The sequence below is a fragment of the Domibacillus sp. DTU_2020_1001157_1_SI_ALB_TIR_016 genome (assembly GCF_032341995.1).
Lineage (GTDB): Bacteria > Bacillota > Bacilli > Bacillales > Domibacillaceae > Domibacillus > Domibacillus indicus_A.
Genome location: NZ_CP135439.1, coordinates 3,174,617 through 3,193,144, shown reverse-complemented (window position 1 = coordinate 3,193,144; position 18,528 = coordinate 3,174,617). Strand labels below are relative to the sequence as shown.

Genomic DNA, 18,528 nt, shown 5'->3' with positions numbered 1-18,528 from the left:
TCAAAAACAAAGAAATTACTCGTCGCTTCAGCCAGAGTCTCCGATGAAAGAGCTTTTGAAAAATAATATGCGCCAATATAGCATGATTTTTGCATTGATCATCATCATGATGCTGTTTCAGGTGCTGACAAGCGGACTGCTTCTTCAGCCGCTGAATATCACCAATTTAATCCTGCAAAACAGTTACATTCTAATTTTGGCGATTGGCATGATGCTTGTCATTATTACCGGTCATATTGATTTGTCTGTCGGTTCGATCGCTGCGTTCGTCGGCGCAATTTCAGCTATTTTAATGGTCAATTACGAAATGTCCACGTTTGGCGCTGTCGTGATTTCTCTTTTGATCGGTGCTTTGATTGGCGCCTGGCAGGGCTTCTGGGTCGCTTATGTGAAAATTCCGGCCTTTATCGTGACGCTTGCCGGCATGCTTTTGTTCCGTGGTTTGACGATGATTGTATTAGAAGGAAAGTCAATCGCTCCATTCCCGGAGGCATTCCAAAAAATAAGCTCCGGCTTTATTCCGGATGGAAGCGCCGCAAATGTAGTAACTCTTTCCATTGGTGCTGTGTTGTCTGTTGTGCTTGTGATCAGCCAGCTGAGAACACGCCGCACACAAATAAAGTTTCGTTTTGATGTACAGCCAAAAGGAATGTTTATCTTAAAGCTTGTCAGCATGATTGTGCTGCTGAATGTGTTTACCTACGTACTGGCTTCCTACGAAGGCATTCCGAATGTGTTAATCCTGCTTGGCATTTTAATTGTCGTTTACACATATGTCATGAAAAAAACAAAAGCTGGACGCCATATTTATGCAATTGGCGGAAATGAAAAAGCGGCACAGCTGTCGGGGATTAAAACAAAACAAATGACATTTTGGGTATTCGTCAACATGGGCGTTCTTTCTGCGCTGTCCGGCTTGATTTTTGCGGCCCGCTTAAATGCGGCTACTCCAAAAGCCGGAAACTTGTTTGAGCTTGATGCCATTGCGGCCTGCTTTATCGGAGGTGCCTCTGCGTACGGCGGTATTGGAACTGTCCCGGGTGCGATCATCGGCGGCCTCGTGATGGGAATCATGAATAACGGGATGTCCCTTCTTGGCCTCGGCATCGACTGGCAGCAGGGGATCAAAGGGCTTGTGCTTCTCGCGGCAGTTGCATTTGATATTTACAATAAAAATAAAGCAGCGTAAAAAGAGGAACGGCAGAATAAAAAATAACCGGGAAGCCCAAAGAGGGCTTCCCGGTTATTTTTTTGTTCCCACTACACGAATCCGCCAGTAATCCGCGATCCAATGATCTTCATAAAACCGTTCTTCCGTCAATGTGGCTACAGCCCCGGATATGATCCGCTCTTTTTCTTCCGGTGTCTGTGCGCCCATGACCACATCACCAAACATATTGATCCAATTCCGCATCCCGTCTACACCTTCAAGACGGGTCGGCCGTTCAAAGTGCTCGGCAAACGCGACATGAAAGCCGGCTTGTTCCATTAAAGAAGTGTATTCTCCAATCGAAGGGAAAAACCATGGATATTGGTTATGGTCGTAATGATCAATTTGCCCGATAATAGCCCGGGAAATAGAAGCGACGTTTCCTTTGGCGCCAAACTCTGCCACAAACCGGCCGCCCGTCTTTAAACTCTTGAATATACCGCCCAGCACTTGTTCGGGCTTTTTCATCCAATGCAGAGCGGCGTTTGAAAATACCGCATCGAATTTTTCCTCAAACGGGAGGTTGTGGGCGTCTTCTACGAAAAATGGGATATGCGGGTATTTTTGTTTTGCTTCTTCGATCATGGAGGCAGACTGGTCAATGCCAGCCACCTGAATTCCTTTGTTAAACAATGAAAAAGCCAGATCACCTGTGCCGCATCCGACATCTAAAATCGCTTCGCCGGCTTTTGGTGCAAGCAGGCCTACAACATCCTCGCCAAATTTTGAGACAAATTGGTGTTTTCCATCATATAACTGTGCATTCCAGATCATATTCACTTCACTCCTTTTCATTCAGTATAGTGTTTTTCCTATATAATGAAAATTAGTTAAAAATGAGAAATTTAATAACGAAGTGGAATAAGGGGGAACGTATGAACATTTATTGGATTAAAACATTTTTAAAAGCAGCGGAAACAGAAAATTTCCGGCAGGCTTCAGAAGAATTGTTTATTTCCCAGCCGGCCGTTACAAAGCATATTCAACGGCTGGAGGATCGGCTGGATATCTCTTTGTTTGAGCGGCATGGGAAAGCGGTCAAGCTGACACCAGCCGGCTTGTTTTTTCTCCCGCGTGCAAAGGAAATCGCCGATTCATTTGACCGGAATATAAGTGAGTTTGACGCCTGGAAGCAGGGATATACAAAAAAGCTGGCGATTGCCTGTGCACCGCAGATTGCCTCGTCCTTTCTGCCCCCGGTCCTTCAGCAGTTTATGGCCCGTTTTCCGGAAATTGATGTACAGATCGACATTCATAAGTCTTATGAAATCGGCGAAAAAGTAGGGAGCGGTGAGGCAGACATTGGACTTGCGCGAATGCCTTCTGCTTTTGCCGGTACATCTGTCAGTATCATTCATAGTGAAGCGGTTATACTGGCCGGGCCGGCGGCTGAACAGATCGATGAAGCTTTTCTCTTAAAAAATTACCGGGTTCTGGCGCATAACCATCCGGGTTACTGGGAAGAGCTTTTAAAAGAATTGAAAAAGAAACATCCCCACTTGAAAACCATGACCGTCAGCCAGATGGATGTAACAAAGCGATTTATTGAAGCGGGTCTTGGGGTGTCATACATACCAAAATCGATGGTAAAAGAAGAGCTTGTTTCGGGCAGGCTAAGCACCTATCCGTCTGAAGCTGCGGAAAAACAAGCATCCCATACGTATTTAATTGAAAAAACGATAACAGAGGAAGCGGACTTGTTTAAACAGTTTCTTTTGTCAGTACAAGATGGAAAAAGCGGATGATCCAGACGGATGTTTAAGAAAGCAAAAAACAAAAGCCAAATAACAGAAAGGAGCTGCCTCATTGGAAACCTATCGCAAAAGTGCAGATGATGTGATCGCAGAATGGAATACAACCAGTCAGGGATTAACAACCGGGGAAGCGATAAAACGACTCGAAGAGCATGGCTTTAATGAGATTAAGGGCAAGAAAAAGGACCCTGTTTGGAAGCTTTTTTTAGCCACGTTTAAAGATGCCATGGTGATTGTTCTGCTTGTAGCAGCCGGCATCCAGCTTGTGCTTGGCGAGGCGGTAGAGTCCTTTATTATTTTTCTTGTTCTTTTGTTAAACGGCGTAATCAGCGTCATTCAAACAAGAAAAGCGGAAAGCTCCCTTGATGCACTGCGTGAAATGTCCGCCCCGTCCGCAAAAGTAATGCGTGATGGCGTGAGTCAAACGGTGCCCGCAAGAGAGCTGGCAAAAGGGGATGTTGTTCAGCTTGATGCAGGTGATTATGTACCGGCAGATGGACGGCTGATTGCCAGTGAATCATTGAAGGTAAACGAAGGAATGCTGACTGGAGAATCTGAAGCAGCCCAAAAAAGCACGGATACATTAACAGAGCAAGTACCTGTTGGTGATCGGCTTAATATGGTACATAGCGGTTCCCTGGTCGTAAATGGACGCGGCCGTTTTGTAGTAACGGGAACGGCCAATGAAACAGAGATCGGAAAAATTGCTAATATGATCGCGACTGCTGAGTCTAAACAAACCCCGCTTCAGCGGAAGCTGGACGAATTCAGCAAGAAGCTTGGAATAGGTATTCTCGTTTTATGTATTTTGATTTTTGCGGCCCAGGCATTGCGCATTTGGTTTGGCAATGAGCAGGTAGATACGACAGAAGGGATGCTGAATGCGTTTATGTTCGCGGTCGCTGTTGCTGTAGCTGCGATTCCTGAAGCTCTTTCTTCTATTGTAACCATCGTCATGGCCGTTGGAACAACGAAAATGGCAAAACGGCAGGCGATTATCCGGAAGCTTCCAGCAGTAGAAACACTCGGTTCAACGAGTGTGATTTGTACAGATAAAACCGGCACGCTTACCCAAAATAAAATGACCGTTACAAACACCTTTCTGCCGGGAGTAGGACAGACATTTACTGAAGCGCGTGAGGAAAGAAACAAGTCTGAGCAAATGCTTCTTTATATCGCCCTGCTTTGTAACGACTCATACGTAAATAAAGAAGGTCAAGAAATTGGGGACCCGACTGAAACCGCACTGCTTCATTTTGGAAAAAAGATGAATGAACCTCCTGAACAGCTGCGGGATCAGTTTCAGCGTGAACTGGAACTGCCGTTTGACTCTGACCGTAAGCTTATGTCAACCGTTTATACGATTGAGGGGGAACGGCTGATGCTTACAAAAGGCGGCCCCGATGTGATGTTCAAGCGATGCCGCTTTATTTTAACAAACGGTAAAGAGGAGCCGCTTACCGAAGAGAAGCTGAACGAAGTAAAAGAAGCAAATGAAGCTTTTTCAAATGATGCGCTTCGTGTTTTGGCATATGGCTATAAAAAGCTTTCCCCTGAAAAAGCTTCTATTGCAGCAGAGGATGAAAATGACTTGGTGCTCGTCGGCTTGACGGCCATGATCGATCCGCCGCGTGAAGCCGTATACGGAGCTATTGAAGAAGCGAAAAGTGCCGGCATCCGGACTATTATGATTACAGGTGATCATAAAACGACCGCGAAGGCAATCGGGCGGGATATCGGTTTAATGGATGAAAATGATATTGCTTTAACCGGCCAGGAACTGGATCGGCTTTCAGACGAAGAACTGGATGAGAAGCTGGAGAATATCTCAGTTTATGCACGTGTTTCACCCGAAAATAAAATCCGTATTGTCCGCGCATGGCAGCGAAAAGGCGCCATTACAGCGATGACGGGGGATGGCGTCAATGACGCACCTGCTTTAAAACAAGCGGATATCGGCATTGCGATGGGAAGCGGGACGGACGTAGCGAAGGATTCAGCCGCCATGGTGCTCGCAGATGATAACTTTGTTTCGATTGTGAATGCCGTCGGCGTTGGACGTACGGTATTTGACAATATAAAAAAAGCGATTAGTTATTTGTTTGCTGGAAACCTTGGCGCAATCATCGCTATTTTATTCGCAGTGTTTTTTAATCTTCCGAACCCATTTACAGCGCTGCAGCTCTTATTTATCAACTTGATTAATGACTCGCTTCCGGCGTTGGCGCTTGGAATGGAAAAGGAAGAACCGGGGGTTATGAAACGAAAGCCGCGCGATATAAACGAAGGCATCTTTTCTGGAGGAACGCTAAGAGCGGTAGTCACCCGGGGGCTGCTGATTGGAATCGTGGTTATTTTCTCTCATTACATGGGGGTGCAGACGTCGGCAGAAATGGGTATCGCCATGGCCTTCACTACACTGATCTTGGCCCGGACACTTCAAACTTTTGCAGCCCGTTCCAATACACAAACAGTATTTGGAGTAGGATTTTTCAATAATAAATATGTTCTTGGTGCCGTAAGTGTTTGCTTTTTGCTGTATGGATTAACGGTGCTGCCAGGCATACGAAACATTTTTTCGATTCCACCTTCGTTTGGCTGGGATGAGTGGCTCGTTGCTGCAGGACTTGCCTTAGCGGCGGTTGTTCTTATGGAAGTAATCAAGCTTATTCAAAATAAAAGATCCTAAAGGAAAGCCCCGGTTAAACACACGACCGGGGCTTTCTGTATAAGCAGGGTAGAAATTTGGGAAAAGGTGAAAAGAATTTTTTATATTTTTTTCGAAAAATGTATTGACCATTTAGATTGATAGATGATATATTATTAAACGTCGCTAAGACATCAAGCAAAAACACAACTGAATTAAAGTAAAGATCATCAATTATTTTACTTTAAAAAGAAGTTGACTTGCTTTTGAGAAATGCGATAGAATAAAGCCTGTCATTAAGAAGTTCTTCTAGTTAGAACGAGAGGAACATAAAGAGGTTAATAAACTTTTTGAAAAAGTTGTTGACAAATAAAAGAGCTTAATGATATGATGTTATAGCTGTCGCAAAGACGGCGTAAACGAATTGAACATTGAAAACTGAACAAAATCAATAAAAACGTCAACGTTTTAAATTTTTATCTTCCACTAAAAACACCCCGTGTTTTAGTGGGAACAAATGAGCAAGTCAAACTTTTTTGGAGAGTTTGATCCTGGCTCAGGACGAACGCTGGCGGCGTGCCTAATACATGCAAGTCGAGCGGACTTGACAGAGCTTGCTCTGTTCAAGTCAGCGGCGGACGGGTGAGTAACACGTGGGTAACCTGCCTGTAAGACTGGGATAACTCCGGGAAACCGGGGCTAATACCGGATAATATCAAGAGCTGCATGGCTCTTGATTGAAAGGCGGCTTCGGCTGTCACTTACAGATGGACCCGCGGCGCATTAGCTAGTTGGTGAGGTAACGGCTCACCAAGGCGACGATGCGTAGCCGACCTGAGAGGGTGATCGGCCACACTGGGACTGAGACACGGCCCAGACTCCTACGGGAGGCAGCAGTAGGGAATCTTCCGCAATGGACGAAAGTCTGACGGAGCAACGCCGCGTGAGTGAAGAAGGTTTTCGGATCGTAAAACTCTGTTGTCAGGGAAGAACAAGTACGGTAGTAACTGCCCGTACCTTGACGGTACCTGGCCAGAAAGCCACGGCTAACTACGTGCCAGCAGCCGCGGTAATACGTAGGTGGCAAGCGTTGTCCGGAATTATTGGGCGTAAAGCGCGCGCAGGCGGCCTTTTAAGTCTGATGTGAAAGCCCACGGCTCAACCGTGGAGGGTCATTGGAAACTGGAAGGCTTGAGTGCAGAAGAGAAGAGCGGAATTCCACGTGTAGCGGTGAAATGCGTAGAGATGTGGAGGAACACCAGTGGCGAAGGCGGCTCTTTGGTCTGTAACTGACGCTGAGGCGCGAAAGCGTGGGGAGCGAACAGGATTAGATACCCTGGTAGTCCACGCCGTAAACGATGAGTGCTAAGTGTTGGGGGGTTTCCGCCCCTCAGTGCTGCAGCTAACGCATTAAGCACTCCGCCTGGGGAGTACGGCCGCAAGGCTGAAACTCAAAGGAATTGACGGGGGCCCGCACAAGCGGTGGAGCATGTGGTTTAATTCGAAGCAACGCGAAGAACCTTACCAGGTCTTGACATCCCGCTGACCTCCCTGGAGACAGGGCTTTCCCTTCGGGGACAGCGGTGACAGGTGGTGCATGGTTGTCGTCAGCTCGTGTCGTGAGATGTTGGGTTAAGTCCCGCAACGAGCGCAACCCTTGATCTTAGTTGCCAGCATTTAGTTGGGCACTCTAAGGTGACTGCCGGTGACAAACCGGAGGAAGGTGGGGATGACGTCAAATCATCATGCCCCTTATGACCTGGGCTACACACGTGCTACAATGGATGGTACAAAGGGCTGCAAGACCGCGAGGTTTAGCCAATCCCATAAAACCATTCTCAGTTCGGATTGCAGGCTGCAACTCGCCTGCATGAAGCTGGAATCGCTAGTAATCGCGGATCAGCATGCCGCGGTGAATACGTTCCCGGGCCTTGTACACACCGCCCGTCACACCACGAGAGTTTGCAACACCCGAAGTCGGTGGGGTAACCCTTACGGGAGCCAGCCGCCGAAGGTGGGGCAGATGATTGGGGTGAAGTCGTAACAAGGTAGCCGTATCGGAAGGTGCGGCTGGATCACCTCCTTTCTAAGGATATTTACGGAAGTGAGAACTTGGTTCTCACAAACGTTTGACGTTTGATTTTGTTCAGTTTTGAAGAGTTCAATCTCTTCTTGTGCCCGCATTTATTTATGCAGGCAGCTGAAACTGTTCTTTGAAAACTGGATAGAAGCAACACATTGTATGACCAAAGCAAAAAACCGAGTAAGATACACCGCCATTTTAGGTTAAGTTAGAAAGGGCGCACGGTGGATGCCTTGGCACTAGGAGCCGAAGAAGGACGGGACTAACACCGATATGCTCCGGGGAGCTGTAAGTAAGCTTTGATCCGGAGATTTCCGAATGGGGAAACCCGCCATCCGTAATGGGATGGTACCCCTGCCTGAATACATAGGGCAGGAGGAGGCATACCCGGGGAACTGAAACATCTAAGTACCCGGAGGAAGAGAAAGCAAACGCGATTCCCTGAGTAGCGGCGAGCGAAACGGGACATAGCCCAAACCAAGAAGCTTGCTTCTTGGGGTTGTAGGACACTCTATACGGAGTTACAAAGGAAGAGGATAGGTGAAGCGATCTGGAAAGATCCGCGAAACAAGGTAACAGCCCTGTAGCCGAAATTCTCTTCTCTCTTGAGTGTATCCTGAGTACGGCGGAACACGAGGAATTCCGTCGGAATCCGGGAGGACCATCTCCCAAGGCTAAATACTCCCTAGTGACCGATAGTGAACCAGTACCGTGAGGGAAAGGTGAAAAGCACCCCGGAAGGGGAGTGAAAGAGATCCTGAAACCGTGTGCCTACAAGTAGTTAGAGCCCTTTAACGGGTGATAGCGTGCCTTTTGTAGAATGAACCGGCGAGTTACGATTTCATGCAAGGTTAAGCTGATAAGGCGGAGCCGCAGCGAAAGCGAGTCTGAATAGGGCGCATGAGTATGAGGTCGTAGACCCGAAACCAGGTGATCTACCCATGTCCAGGATGAAGGTGAGGTAACACTCACTGGAGGTCCGAACCCACGCACGTTGAAAAGTGCGGGGATGAGGTGTGGGTAGCGGTGAAATTCCAATCGAACCTGGAGATAGCTGGTTCTCTCCGAAATAGCTTTAGGGCTAGCCTCAAACGAAGAGTACTGGAGGTAGAGCACTGTTTGGACTAGGGGCCCATCCCGGGTTACCGAATTCAGACAAACTCCGAATGCCAGATACTTATGTTTGGGAGTCAGACTGCGAGTGATAAGATCCGTAGTCAAGAGGGAAACAGCCCAGACCACCAGCTAAGGTCCCCAAGTATACGTTAAGTGGAAAAGGATGTGGAGTTGCCCAGACAACCAGGATGTTGGCTTAGAAGCAGCCACCATTTAAAGAGTGCGTAATAGCTCACTGGTCGAGTGACTCTGCGCCGAAAATGTACCGGGGCTAAACGTATCACCGAAGCTGTGGATTGACACCTTATGGTGTCAGTGGTAGGAGAGCGTTCCAGGGGCTGTGAAGCCAGACCGGAAGGACTGGTGGAGCGCCTGGAAGTGAGAATGCCGGTATGAGTAGCGAAAGAAGGGTGAGAATCCCTTCCACCGAATGCCTAAGGTTTCCTGAGGAAGGCTCGTCCTCTCAGGGTTAGTCGGGACCTAAGCCGAGGCCGAAAGGCGTAGGCGATGGATAACAGGTTGATATTCCTGTACCACCAAGCATCGTTTGAGTGATGGGGGGACGCAGGAGGATAGGAGATCACGCAGCTGGATACGCGTGTTTAAGCAGTCAGGCTGGAAATGAGGCAAATCCCGTTTCCATTAAAGCTGAGCTGTGATGACGAGGGAATTTTAGTACCGAAGTCTTCGATTCCACACTGCCAAGAAAAGCCTCTAGCGAGATGTAAGGTGCCCGTACCGCAAACCGACACAGGTAGGCGAGGAGAGAATCCTAAGGTGAGCGAGTGAACTCTCGTTAAGGAACTCGGCAAAATGACCCCGTAACTTCGGGAGAAGGGGTGCTCTGGTAGGGTGCAAGCCCGAGAGAGCCGCAGTGAATAGGCCCAGGCGACTGTTTAGCAAAAACACAGGTCTCTGCAAAGCCGCAAGGCGACGTATAGGGGCTGACGCCTGCCCGGTGCTGGAAGGTTAAGAGGAGGGCTTAGCGCAAGCGAAGGTCTGAATTGAAGCCCCAGTAAACGGCGGCCGTAACTATAACGGTCCTAAGGTAGCGAAATTCCTTGTCGGGTAAGTTCCGACCCGCACGAAAGGCGCAACGATCTGGGCACTGTCTCAACGAGAGACTCGGTGAAATTATAGTACCTGTGAAGATGCAGGTTACCCGCGACAGGACGGAAAGACCCCGTGGAGCTTTACTGCAGCCTGATATTGAATTTTGGCACAGTCTGCACAGGATAGGCAGGAGCCTTGGAAGCCGGAGCGCCAGCTTCGGTGGAGGCGCTGGTGGGATACTGCCCTGACTGTGTTGAAATTCTAACCCGCACCCGTGATCCGGGTGGGAGACAGTGTCAGGCGGGCAGTTTGACTGGGGCGGTCGCCTCCTAAAATGTAACGGAGGCGCCCAAAGGTTCCCTCAGAATGGTTGGAAATCATTCGCAGAGTGTAAAGGCACAAGGGAGCTTGACTGCGAGACCTACAAGTCGAGCAGGGACGAAAGTCGGGCTTAGTGATCCGGTGGTTCCGCATGGAAGGGCCATCGCTCAACGGATAAAAGCTACCCCGGGGATAACAGGCTTATCTCCCCCAAGAGTCCACATCGACGGGGAGGTTTGGCACCTCGATGTCGGCTCATCGCATCCTGGGGCTGTAGTCGGTCCCAAGGGTTGGGCTGTTCGCCCATTAAAGCGGTACGCGAGCTGGGTTCAGAACGTCGTGAGACAGTTCGGTCCCTATCCGTCGCGGGCGCAGGAAATTTGAGAGGAGCTGTCCTTAGTACGAGAGGACCGGGATGGACACACCGCTGGTGTACCAGTTGTCTCGCCAGAGGCATCGCTGGGTAGCTATGTGTGGACGGGATAAGTGCTGAAAGCATCTAAGCATGAAGCCCCCCTCAAGATGAGATTTCCCATTACGCAAGTAAGTAAGATCCCTTGAAGATGACGAGGTAGATAGGTTCGAGGTGGAAGTGCGGCGACGCATGGAGCTGACGAATACTAATCGATCGAGGACTTAATCAATGTACACTTGGCGTGTAATCGAAAGGTTTTTTACCCATACAATAACGCTTCTATCCAGTTTTGAAAGAACACTTCTTTCAAACTTCATAGTCAGGTGGCAATAGCGAAGAGGTCACACCCGTTCCCATCCCGAACACGGCCGTTAAGCTCTTCAGCGCCGATGGTAGTTGGGGGTTTCCCCCTGTGAGAGCAGGACGCCGCCTGGCAAAAGAATTACATATGCTGCTCTTTTTATGGTTGCAAATATATAAAAAACAACATTAATTCTTGAATAGTTATTGACTAACTAGCGAAAAAATGATAATATATAATAGTTGTCGTTAAAATATTTTTATTCCGCAGTAGCTCAGTGGTAGAGCAATCGGCTGTTAACCGATCGGTCGCAAGTTCGAGTCTTGCCTGCGGAGCCAATTCAAACAGTATAAAATGGCCCCTTGGTCAAGCGGTTAAGACACCGCCCTTTCACGGCGGTAACACGGGTTCGAATCCCGTAGGGGTCACCATTTCGGAGGATTAGCTCAGCTGGGAGAGCATCTGCCTTACAAGCAGAGGGTCGGCGGTTCGATCCCGTCATCCTCCACCATTTATGCCGGTGTAGCTCAATTGGTAGAGCAACTGACTTGTAATCAGTAGGTTGGGGGTTCAAGTCCTCTTGCCGGCACCATTTACCGAGCCATTAGCTCAGTCGGTAGAGCATCTGACTTTTAATCAGAGGGTCGAAGGTTCGAGTCCTTCATGGCTCACCATGTACATGCGGGTGTGGCGGAATTGGCAGACGCACCAGACTTAGGATCTGGCGCCGCAAGGCGTGGGGGTTCAAGTCCCTTCACCCGCACTTTTGCGGAAGTAGTTCAGTGGTAGAACATCACCTTGCCAAGGTGGGGGTCGCGGGTTCGAATCCCGTCTTCCGCTCCATTATCAAGCTTATACACCCTTGCCGGGGTGGCGGAACTGGCAGACGCACAGGACTTAAAATCCTGCGGTAGGTGACTACCGTACCGGTTCGATTCCGGTCCTCGGCACCACTTTACAACAAAATAGTGCGCCCGTAGCTCAATTGGATAGAGTACTTGACTACGAATCAAGCGGTTAGAGGTTCGAGTCCTCTCGGGCGCGCCATTTATACATAAACGATCTTTCGTTTTGACGGGAAGTAGCTCAGCTTGGTAGAGCACTTGGTTTGGGACCAAGGGGTCGCAGGTTCGAATCCTGTCTTCCCGATCTGTTTAAATGGGGCCTTAGCTCAGCTGGGAGAGCGCCTGCTTTGCACGCAGGAGGTCAGCGGTTCGATCCCGCTAGGCTCCACCAATTATTTTTATATATTATGTTGGAGGAATACCCAAGTCCGGCTGAAGGGATCGGTCTTGAAAACCGACAGGCGGGTCAAACCGCGCAGGGGTTCGAATCCCCTTTCCTCCTCCATTATTCATTATTTTATCGTCGCGGGGTGGAGCAGCTCGGTAGCTCGTCGGGCTCATAACCCGAAGGTCGCAGGTTCAAATCCTGCCCCCGCAATCGTTTGGTCCGGTAGTTCAGTTGGTTAGAATGCCTGCCTGTCACGCAGGAGGTCGCGGGTTCGAGTCCCGTCCGGACCGCCATTTTTATACGGCTCAGTAGCTCAGTTGGTAGAGCAAAGGACTGAAAATCCTTGTGTCGGCGGTTCGATTCCGTCCTGAGCCACCATTTTAGCAATATGCGGGTGTAGTTTAATGGTAAAACCTCAGCCTTCCAAGCTGATGTCGTGGGTTCGATTCCCATCACCCGCTCCATTATTGTTATGATGGGCCTGTAGCTCAGCTGGTTAGAGCGCACGCCTGATAAGCGTGAGGTCGATGGTTCGAGTCCATTCAGGCCCATTTTTCATTTAAATTTTTCTCTTCATATGGAGGGGTAGCGAAGTGGCTAAACGCGGCGGACTGTAAATCCGCTCCTTCGGGTTCGGCAGTTCGAATCTGCCCCCCTCCACCATTTATAGGGGCATAGTTTAAAGGTAGAACTGAGGTCTCCAAAACCTCCAGTGTGGGTTCGATTCCTACTGCCCCTGCCAATTAAATAATATGATATAATGGCGGTCGTGGCGAAGTGGTTAACGCATCGGATTGTGGCTCCGACATTCGGGGGTTCGATTCCCCTCGATCGCCCCATATAAATGGGCTATAGCCAAGCGGTAAGGCAACGGACTTTGACTCCGTCACGCGAAGGTTCGAATCCTTCTAGCCCAGCCATTTATAATTAGCGGGTGTGGCGGAATTGGCAGACGCACCAGACTTAGGATCTGGCGCCGCGAGGCGTGGGGGTTCAAGTCCCTTCACCCGCATCTTTTACAGGCTGACGAAAGTGAATACTTTCGTCAGCCTGTATATTTGATAAAAGACTTCTTACAAAGTCTTGCATGGAAGAGGAACTTCTCCTAAGAGCGCACACGTCCTGTGTGAAACGCAGAACATCCTGTTCAAGTGCGGAAGTAGTTCAGTGGTAGAACATCACCTTGCCAAGGTGGGGGTCGCGGGTTCGAATCCCGTCTTCCGCTCCATGTATATGCCGGCGTGGCGGAATTGGCAGACGCGCTGGACTCAAAATCCAGTTCCTTCACGGGAGTGCCGGTTCGACCCCGGCCGCCGGTATCGTTTAAAGCAGCTTCTGTTTTCTTTGAAAACAGAAGCTGCTTTTTTATATGTAAAGAAGTATTAGTCCTTGTCCTTATAAAAGAAAAAGCTGTCTCCAGGGCTGGAGGCAGCTTTTTTTATTTAAACCGTTAGTGAATCAAGCAGGTTTTTCACATTTTTGAACTCATATCCTAAATCACGCGCAACGGCTTCAAAGGTTACATGGCCGCCATACGTATTTACGCCGCTTTCAAGGGCTGGATTTTGTTTAATAGCCTGCTCAAAGCCTTTATTTGCGATTTGGAGGGCGTAAGGTACCGTAACGTTGGTTAATGCGATGGTAGAGGTACGCGGAACCGCTCCTGGCATATTTGCTACAGCATAATGAACAACCTCATGTTTTTCATAAGTCGGATTTGTATGGGTTGTAATACGATCTACTGTCTCAAAAATACCTCCTTGGTCAATTGCTACATCCACGACAACTGAGCCTGGAGACATTGCTTTTACCATTTCTTCTGTTACCAGCTTCGGCGCTTTAGCACCCGGAATTAAAACGGCTCCGATAACAAGATCGGATTCTTTTACAGATTCAGCGATGTTTAATGGATTTGACATAAGAGTTTGAACACTTGCGCCAAAGATTTCTTCAATCTGGCGAAGACGGTCTGCGCTTAAGTCAATGATCGTAACGTCTGCTCCGAGCCCAACGGCAATGCGGGCTGCATTTGTACCAACCATACCGCCGCCGATAATGGTTACACGGCTTCGTTTCACACCTGGAACACCGCCGAGCAGAACGCCTTTTCCGCCGTTATTCTTTTCTAAAAATTGAGCACCGATTTGCGTAGCCATCCGCCCGGCAACCTCACTCATTGGTGAAAGGAGAGGCAGCGTGCCGCCTGCTGTAACGGTTTCATAAGCAATACCGGTTACACCGCTGTCGACTAGCGCTTTTGTAAGCTCTGGTTCAGCTGCAAGATGGAGGTAAGTGAAAAGAAGAAGGTCTTTACGGAAATATTGATATTCAGAAGCAAGCGGTTCTTTTACTTTCATCACCATATCTGCCCGATTCCAAACATCTCTTGCTGAATCAAGTACTTGAGCGCCGTACTGTTTATATTCTGCGTCTGTAAATCCGCTTCCTAAGCCGGCTCCTTTTTCGATCATGACATCATGTCCTGCGGCCACAAGTGTAGCAACTCCTGACGGCGTAATAGCCACACGGTTTTCATTATTTTTAATTTCAGCTGGGATCCCAATTAACATCACGATCATCCTCTCGTATTTGTTGCCTTTATTGTAGGAGAAAAAGAAAAAAATGACATCGTTTTGATTGTTAAAAAAAATGAAGATCATTTGTGAAAAAACACAAAAAGGAAATGGTGCTTGTTTGTAACAAAAAATTTGTAATCGGTTACTATCGCTTTATTATCGTATTTATTATGTGTTTTAAACAGTATTCAATTCACTGAAAAGAGGTTCGTATAAAGGCTCGAATAACGAAAAAACATTGTGAGAAAATCTAACAATAGAGAGGCAGGGAGAGAAAAAGAGGAAGCTGATAATAAAAAAACCGCCCCTGCTAAGGCGGTTTTTAAGATGAAAGACCGGTAATCAGGGCAAGATAAAGAGAAAAAACAAGCAGCATACTCATGAAAAATGTAATGCTCGCTTCTTTTTTCCGATATCCCCAAAAGCCAATCCCTAAAAAAACAATGGCAAGAAACATAAACAGCACATTTAACGGTGACCAGCCAAGGTGCAGCGGCAAAGCGGGCGGCAGGGAGCCGTTGTAAAAGAAAGCGAATAACGGTGAGTAACGGCCCTCGCTGACTGCATGAGGCGGCTCCTGCTGGCCAAGAAACGCTGTTGTGCCAAAGATCAATAATAAAATAAGACTTTCTGCTTTTACCCAGGGCTTCGGGTGAACGTCCCGGCGCTCTTGCAGCTTTCGTTTGAAAAGAAACCCATTTATAAACGCAAACAGCAAAACCGGCAGAACCAGTAAGTGCTTGATTAAAAGTGCCTGTCCATAATTAAGGGACCAGTCGCTTGCATAGTCACGAACGTCTAAAATGATGGTCATCATCCAAAGGCCAGACAGAGCGGTTAATAACAAACAAATAGCGGCTACTGGCGAAAACCATTTTAAAAAAGCAAGCCAGTTTGCTTCATCACGTGCAAACCAGCCAGCCATAAGCAGCAGGCCAGCCCAAACGGATACTGCTGTAAAATGCACCGCATGGGAAAGGACACCGGTCCAATCGGTTATAGAAGCAGCATGGCTTGACCAGCTGATCGATCCAATCAGCAAAAGAATAAAACCGAGTCCGCCAGCTGTAAAACGTTTATCTGTTAAAACAGGAAACGTAAACAAGTACAGTGCGAAAAAAAGCGCAACAGCAAGAGTGAATGCCCAAGCCTTCCCAATAGTAAAGCCGAGAATGACCGTTTGTGCCACAGGCATTACGCTGCTTCCTGCCGCAAGTTCCAGAATCAATACAGCTGCCGGCACAAAAGCAAAAAGAGCAATACCGGCTACAGCGCCGTAAAGCCAGCGCTCTCGAACGAGGATCGCTGGCTTTTTATGCGCAGGAACAAGCTGTATAAGGAAAGCGCCCATTAACAAAGAAAAACAGCTGTATAAAAGAGTTTCCGACGCATAAAGCACAGCCATTATTTTTTCCCTTTTCTCATAAGCAGAATAACAGCAAGCAATGCGGCAGCTACGATCACACCGATAATAATCGGCATAGAGGAAGAGGACCCGTTTTCTTCCTGCTGCACATCAGCAGCGGGTTGTTCCTCTGTTTGATCTGTTGTTGCTTCTTCCTCCGGTGCTGTTTCCTCTGCCGGCTCTTCCGCCTGCTCGGCTGCAACTGTAAATCCATACGTTCCTTCGATTAAGTGCCCGTCTTCACCGACGATCCGCCAATCAACCGTATAAGAACCGTTTTTCAGCGGTTCTGCCGCAGACCCGCTTAATACATTGTTCTGTACTTGAACATTTTCAAGCGGAACCTCTCCGGTTTCATTTTTCAGTGTAAAGCTGCTTCCCTGTTCAATTGGCGTTTCAAATGTCAAAGAAAGATTCTGAATCGGCTCTTTTACTGTGTCCCCGTCCGCAGGAGAAGAACTTTCCAATCCCGTATGGGCGGATACAGCAGGCGAAAACAGAAATAATAAGCCAAAAAGGAAAACAAAGATTTTTTTCAATTGATTCACCTCAATTCATAAATGGTTCATAAACACTATACCACTGTTGAAAACAAAACGAATGAAAACCGCTTTAGGATCACAAAGGTGTCAAAAACCAAAGAAAAAGCACACAAACTGTTCACAAAAAGAGTAGAGGAAGTCTGAACCGGGAAGTAAGTCTAAAAAAGACGAATGAAGAGAGGAACGATCCATGCACATTCCATTTAAACAATTACCTGCTGTTTCTGCCATCCATCTTTTTGGCCCGGCCCGTCCTGACATTTCTGGAGTTACATACAACTCCCAGGCAGTAAAGCCCGGTTTTGCTTTTTTTGCTATCGCAGGGGAGAACACGGACGGCCACGCTTATATTGAGCAGGCGATTGAAGCCGGTGCATCTGCTGTAATTGGCACCGATGAAGAGATTCTTTATTCGTTTCACGAGCGGTTTCCAGCTGTTACATTCGTTTCAGTAGCGGATTCTCGTGCGGCTATGGCTCATGTGTCGGATTATTTTTATGAACATGTACAGGAACGCCTCATCAAAGTAGGAGTCACGGGTACAAACGGTAAAACGACAGTGGCTACGTATGTGCAAAGTTTATTCAACCTGCTTCATATTCCATGCGGCATGCTTGGGACAACCGGGATTTGGAAAGCAGCTGAAAAAATGCCATACAACAAAAGCACACCGACTACACCAATGTCCTCGGACATTCATTTTATTTTTAAGGAACTGCACAATTCGAATCATGAAGCGGCAGCGATGGAGGTTTCTTCTATTGCACTTGACCAAAAGCGGGTGGAAGGCATTTTATTTGATGTAGCCATTCATACCAACTTTTCAGAAGAGCATTTGGAATATCATAAAACAATGGAGCATTATAAGCAGTCTAAGCTGCAGCTTTTTGAGCAGGCGTCAGTCGGTGTGGTGAATCTGGATGATGCAGGCATGTCAGAGGATATTCTCAAATCAGCTAAAGGCCGTCTTATTACGTACAGCCGTAAACCGCTGTCAGGAGCTGATTTAATTTGGACAGACTGCCGGCATCATGAGGAAGGCATGACATTTCAACTGTTGTATAGCGGGAAACCATATGCGATATCTGTGCCGCTCTACGGAGAATATAATGCCGGAAACCTTACAGCAGCGATTGCAGCGGCTTTGTCTCTTGGGATCAGTATGGAAGAAATCGTTTCTGTTCTGCCAAACATGAAACAGGTAGAGGGCCGTTTTCAAGTAATTCACGGACCGGACAATCGGAAAGTCATTATAGACTATGCTCATACGCCCGTAGCTCTTGATCAAATTTTAACTGAAGTACGGCGTATTCCGCATGCTCGTTTGATTGCAATGATCGCGGGTATTGGCATTCGAGACTTTGGGAAAATGCCAAAAATGGCACGGGCGGCAGAAGGAAAAGCGGATGTGATCGTCGTAACGGTAGATCATCCAGGTCCCCATGATCCAAATGCTATTATAGAGCATGTAGTCAGCGGATTTACTCATCCGAAAGAGCCGATTTTAAAAGCTGCAACGAGACGGGAAGGCGTCATTCGGGCACTAGCAGAAAGCGGGGCGAATGATATTATCCTTCTGACCAGCGGCTGTATTAATGGATGCCAAGTTGTCAAAGGCCGTTACATTCCCCACTCGGATGAAGCTATTATTAAGGAATATTTCCAGGGGAATCAAAAGATGAAACAAGCATTTTATGTAGATCACGGACCAGAAGCAGCATTTTTAACAAAATAACGATAAAAAAACGGCTCTCATCTACAGAGCCGTTTTTTAGCGTGCGAAGAGGCAGAGGCTTTGAGTTAAATATGAAAATTTGTCTCTGTGCCAGTAAAAACAATGTTTCGCATGAATGGAAAATTCACCTGCTTTTT

8 protein-coding genes, 24 tRNA genes and 3 rRNA genes are annotated in these 18,528 nt (G+C 47.7%); 31 read left to right on the top strand and 4 right to left on the bottom strand.

Features of this window, described 5'->3' with window-relative positions:
- Nucleotides 1-43 precede the first annotated feature (43 nt).
- Nucleotides 44-1,189: a multiple monosaccharide ABC transporter permease gene (gene mmsB / locus RRU94_RS24505; RefSeq protein WP_315696129.1), complete on the top strand. Its 1,146-nt coding sequence runs from the start codon at nt 44-46 to the stop codon at nt 1,187-1,189.
- Between the two features lie 54 nt (nt 1,190-1,243).
- Here the strand turns inward: mmsB and RRU94_RS24500 are convergent, their stop codons facing one another.
- The gene (locus RRU94_RS24500; RefSeq protein ID WP_315693430.1) at nt 1,244-1,984 is read right to left on the bottom strand and encodes a class I SAM-dependent methyltransferase; all 741 of its coding nucleotides are present in this window, start codon (nt 1,982-1,984) and stop codon (nt 1,244-1,246) included.
- A gap of 101 nt (nt 1,985-2,085) precedes the next feature.
- On the opposite strand from RRU94_RS24500, the gene RRU94_RS24495 reads away from it, so the two are divergent.
- The 29 genes from RRU94_RS24495 (at nt 2,086) to RRU94_RS24355 (ending at nt 13,452) form a co-directional block, all read left to right on the top strand.
- A complete protein-coding gene (locus tag RRU94_RS24495; protein ID WP_315693429.1) occupies nt 2,086-2,955 on the top strand; it encodes a LysR family transcriptional regulator in 870 nt (289 codons plus the stop codon).
- Between the two features lie 61 nt (nt 2,956-3,016).
- Nucleotides 3,017-5,653, top strand: a complete 2,637-nt coding sequence (locus RRU94_RS24490; protein ID WP_315693428.1) for a cation-translocating P-type ATPase — start codon at nt 3,017-3,019, stop codon at nt 5,651-5,653.
- A 491-nt stretch (nt 5,654-6,144) separates the two neighbouring features.
- Nucleotides 6,145-7,697: ribosomal RNA gene (locus RRU94_RS24485) — 16S ribosomal RNA — on the top strand.
- Between the two features lie 198 nt (nt 7,698-7,895).
- A 23S ribosomal RNA gene (locus RRU94_RS24480) occupies nt 7,896-10,828 on the top strand.
- A gap of 90 nt (nt 10,829-10,918) precedes the next feature.
- A 5S ribosomal RNA gene (gene rrf, locus RRU94_RS24475) occupies nt 10,919-11,034 on the top strand.
- The 16S, 23S and 5S rRNA genes sit together here with 24 tRNA genes alongside, the layout of an rRNA operon.
- Before the next feature lie 129 nt (nt 11,035-11,163).
- Nucleotides 11,164-11,238: transfer RNA gene (locus tag RRU94_RS24470), tRNA-Asn, on the top strand.
- Nucleotides 11,239-11,256: 18 nt separating this feature from the next.
- Nucleotides 11,257-11,331: transfer RNA gene (locus RRU94_RS24465), tRNA-Glu, on the top strand.
- A 4-nt stretch (nt 11,332-11,335) separates the two neighbouring features.
- Nucleotides 11,336-11,411: transfer RNA gene (locus tag RRU94_RS24460), tRNA-Val, on the top strand.
- A gap of 5 nt (nt 11,412-11,416) precedes the next feature.
- Nucleotides 11,417-11,492, top strand: a tRNA-Thr gene (locus tag RRU94_RS24455).
- Nucleotides 11,493-11,498: 6 nt separating this feature from the next.
- A tRNA-Lys gene (locus RRU94_RS24450) sits at nt 11,499-11,574 on the top strand.
- A 7-nt stretch (nt 11,575-11,581) separates the two neighbouring features.
- A tRNA-Leu gene (locus tag RRU94_RS24445) sits at nt 11,582-11,663 on the top strand.
- Nucleotides 11,664-11,668: 5 nt separating this feature from the next.
- Nucleotides 11,669-11,743 (top strand) — tRNA-Gly (locus tag RRU94_RS24440).
- Nucleotides 11,744-11,764: 21 nt separating this feature from the next.
- Nucleotides 11,765-11,853, top strand: a tRNA-Leu gene (locus RRU94_RS24435).
- Between the two features lie 17 nt (nt 11,854-11,870).
- Nucleotides 11,871-11,947, top strand: a tRNA-Arg gene (locus RRU94_RS24430).
- Between the two features lie 28 nt (nt 11,948-11,975).
- Nucleotides 11,976-12,049 (top strand) — tRNA-Pro (locus RRU94_RS24425).
- Nucleotides 12,050-12,060: 11 nt separating this feature from the next.
- Nucleotides 12,061-12,136: transfer RNA gene (locus tag RRU94_RS24420), tRNA-Ala, on the top strand.
- A 21-nt stretch (nt 12,137-12,157) separates the two neighbouring features.
- A tRNA-Ser gene (locus tag RRU94_RS24415) sits at nt 12,158-12,250 on the top strand.
- A 19-nt stretch (nt 12,251-12,269) separates the two neighbouring features.
- A tRNA-Met gene (locus RRU94_RS24410) sits at nt 12,270-12,343 on the top strand.
- A gap of 6 nt (nt 12,344-12,349) precedes the next feature.
- Nucleotides 12,350-12,426: transfer RNA gene (locus RRU94_RS24405), tRNA-Asp, on the top strand.
- Nucleotides 12,427-12,435: 9 nt separating this feature from the next.
- A tRNA-Phe gene (locus RRU94_RS24400) sits at nt 12,436-12,511 on the top strand.
- A 12-nt stretch (nt 12,512-12,523) separates the two neighbouring features.
- Nucleotides 12,524-12,597: transfer RNA gene (locus RRU94_RS24395), tRNA-Gly, on the top strand.
- Between the two features lie 13 nt (nt 12,598-12,610).
- Nucleotides 12,611-12,684 (top strand) — tRNA-Ile (locus RRU94_RS24390).
- Nucleotides 12,685-12,712: 28 nt separating this feature from the next.
- A tRNA-Tyr gene (locus RRU94_RS24385) sits at nt 12,713-12,796 on the top strand.
- Between the two features lie 5 nt (nt 12,797-12,801).
- Nucleotides 12,802-12,875 (top strand) — tRNA-Trp (locus RRU94_RS24380).
- A gap of 21 nt (nt 12,876-12,896) precedes the next feature.
- Nucleotides 12,897-12,972 (top strand) — tRNA-His (locus RRU94_RS24375).
- A gap of 6 nt (nt 12,973-12,978) precedes the next feature.
- Nucleotides 12,979-13,053, top strand: a tRNA-Gln gene (locus RRU94_RS24370).
- Nucleotides 13,054-13,063: 10 nt separating this feature from the next.
- Nucleotides 13,064-13,145: transfer RNA gene (locus RRU94_RS24365), tRNA-Leu, on the top strand.
- 141 nt (nt 13,146-13,286) lie between these two features.
- A tRNA-Gly gene (locus tag RRU94_RS24360) sits at nt 13,287-13,361 on the top strand.
- A 7-nt stretch (nt 13,362-13,368) separates the two neighbouring features.
- A tRNA-Leu gene (locus RRU94_RS24355) sits at nt 13,369-13,452 on the top strand.
- Between the two features lie 123 nt (nt 13,453-13,575).
- Here RRU94_RS24355 and ald read toward each other — a convergent pair.
- The 3 genes from ald to RRU94_RS24340 all read right to left on the bottom strand — a co-directional run bounded on the left by ald (nt 13,576) and on the right by RRU94_RS24340 (nt 16,653).
- Nucleotides 13,576-14,703 carry an alanine dehydrogenase gene (gene ald / locus RRU94_RS24350; protein WP_315693427.1) on the bottom strand — a complete coding sequence of 376 codons (1,128 nt, stop codon included), beginning with the start codon at nt 14,701-14,703 and terminating at the stop codon, nt 13,576-13,578.
- A gap of 328 nt (nt 14,704-15,031) precedes the next feature.
- Entirely contained in the window at nt 15,032-16,114 is a 1,083-nt protein-coding gene (locus RRU94_RS24345; protein WP_315693426.1) for a copper resistance D family protein, read from the bottom strand.
- The gene (locus RRU94_RS24340) at nt 16,114-16,653 is read right to left on the bottom strand and encodes a copper resistance CopC family protein (RefSeq protein WP_315693425.1); all 540 of its coding nucleotides are present in this window, start codon (nt 16,651-16,653) and stop codon (nt 16,114-16,116) included. Before RRU94_RS24340 ends, RRU94_RS24345 begins: the two co-directional genes overlap by 1 nt.
- A gap of 193 nt (nt 16,654-16,846) precedes the next feature.
- Here RRU94_RS24340 and RRU94_RS24335 point away from each other — a divergent pair, with 193 nt between their 5' ends.
- Entirely contained in the window at nt 16,847-18,391 is a 1,545-nt protein-coding gene (locus RRU94_RS24335; protein WP_315693424.1) for a UDP-N-acetylmuramoyl-L-alanyl-D-glutamate--2,6-diaminopimelate ligase, read from the top strand.
- Nucleotides 18,392-18,528: the final 137 nt, after the last annotated feature.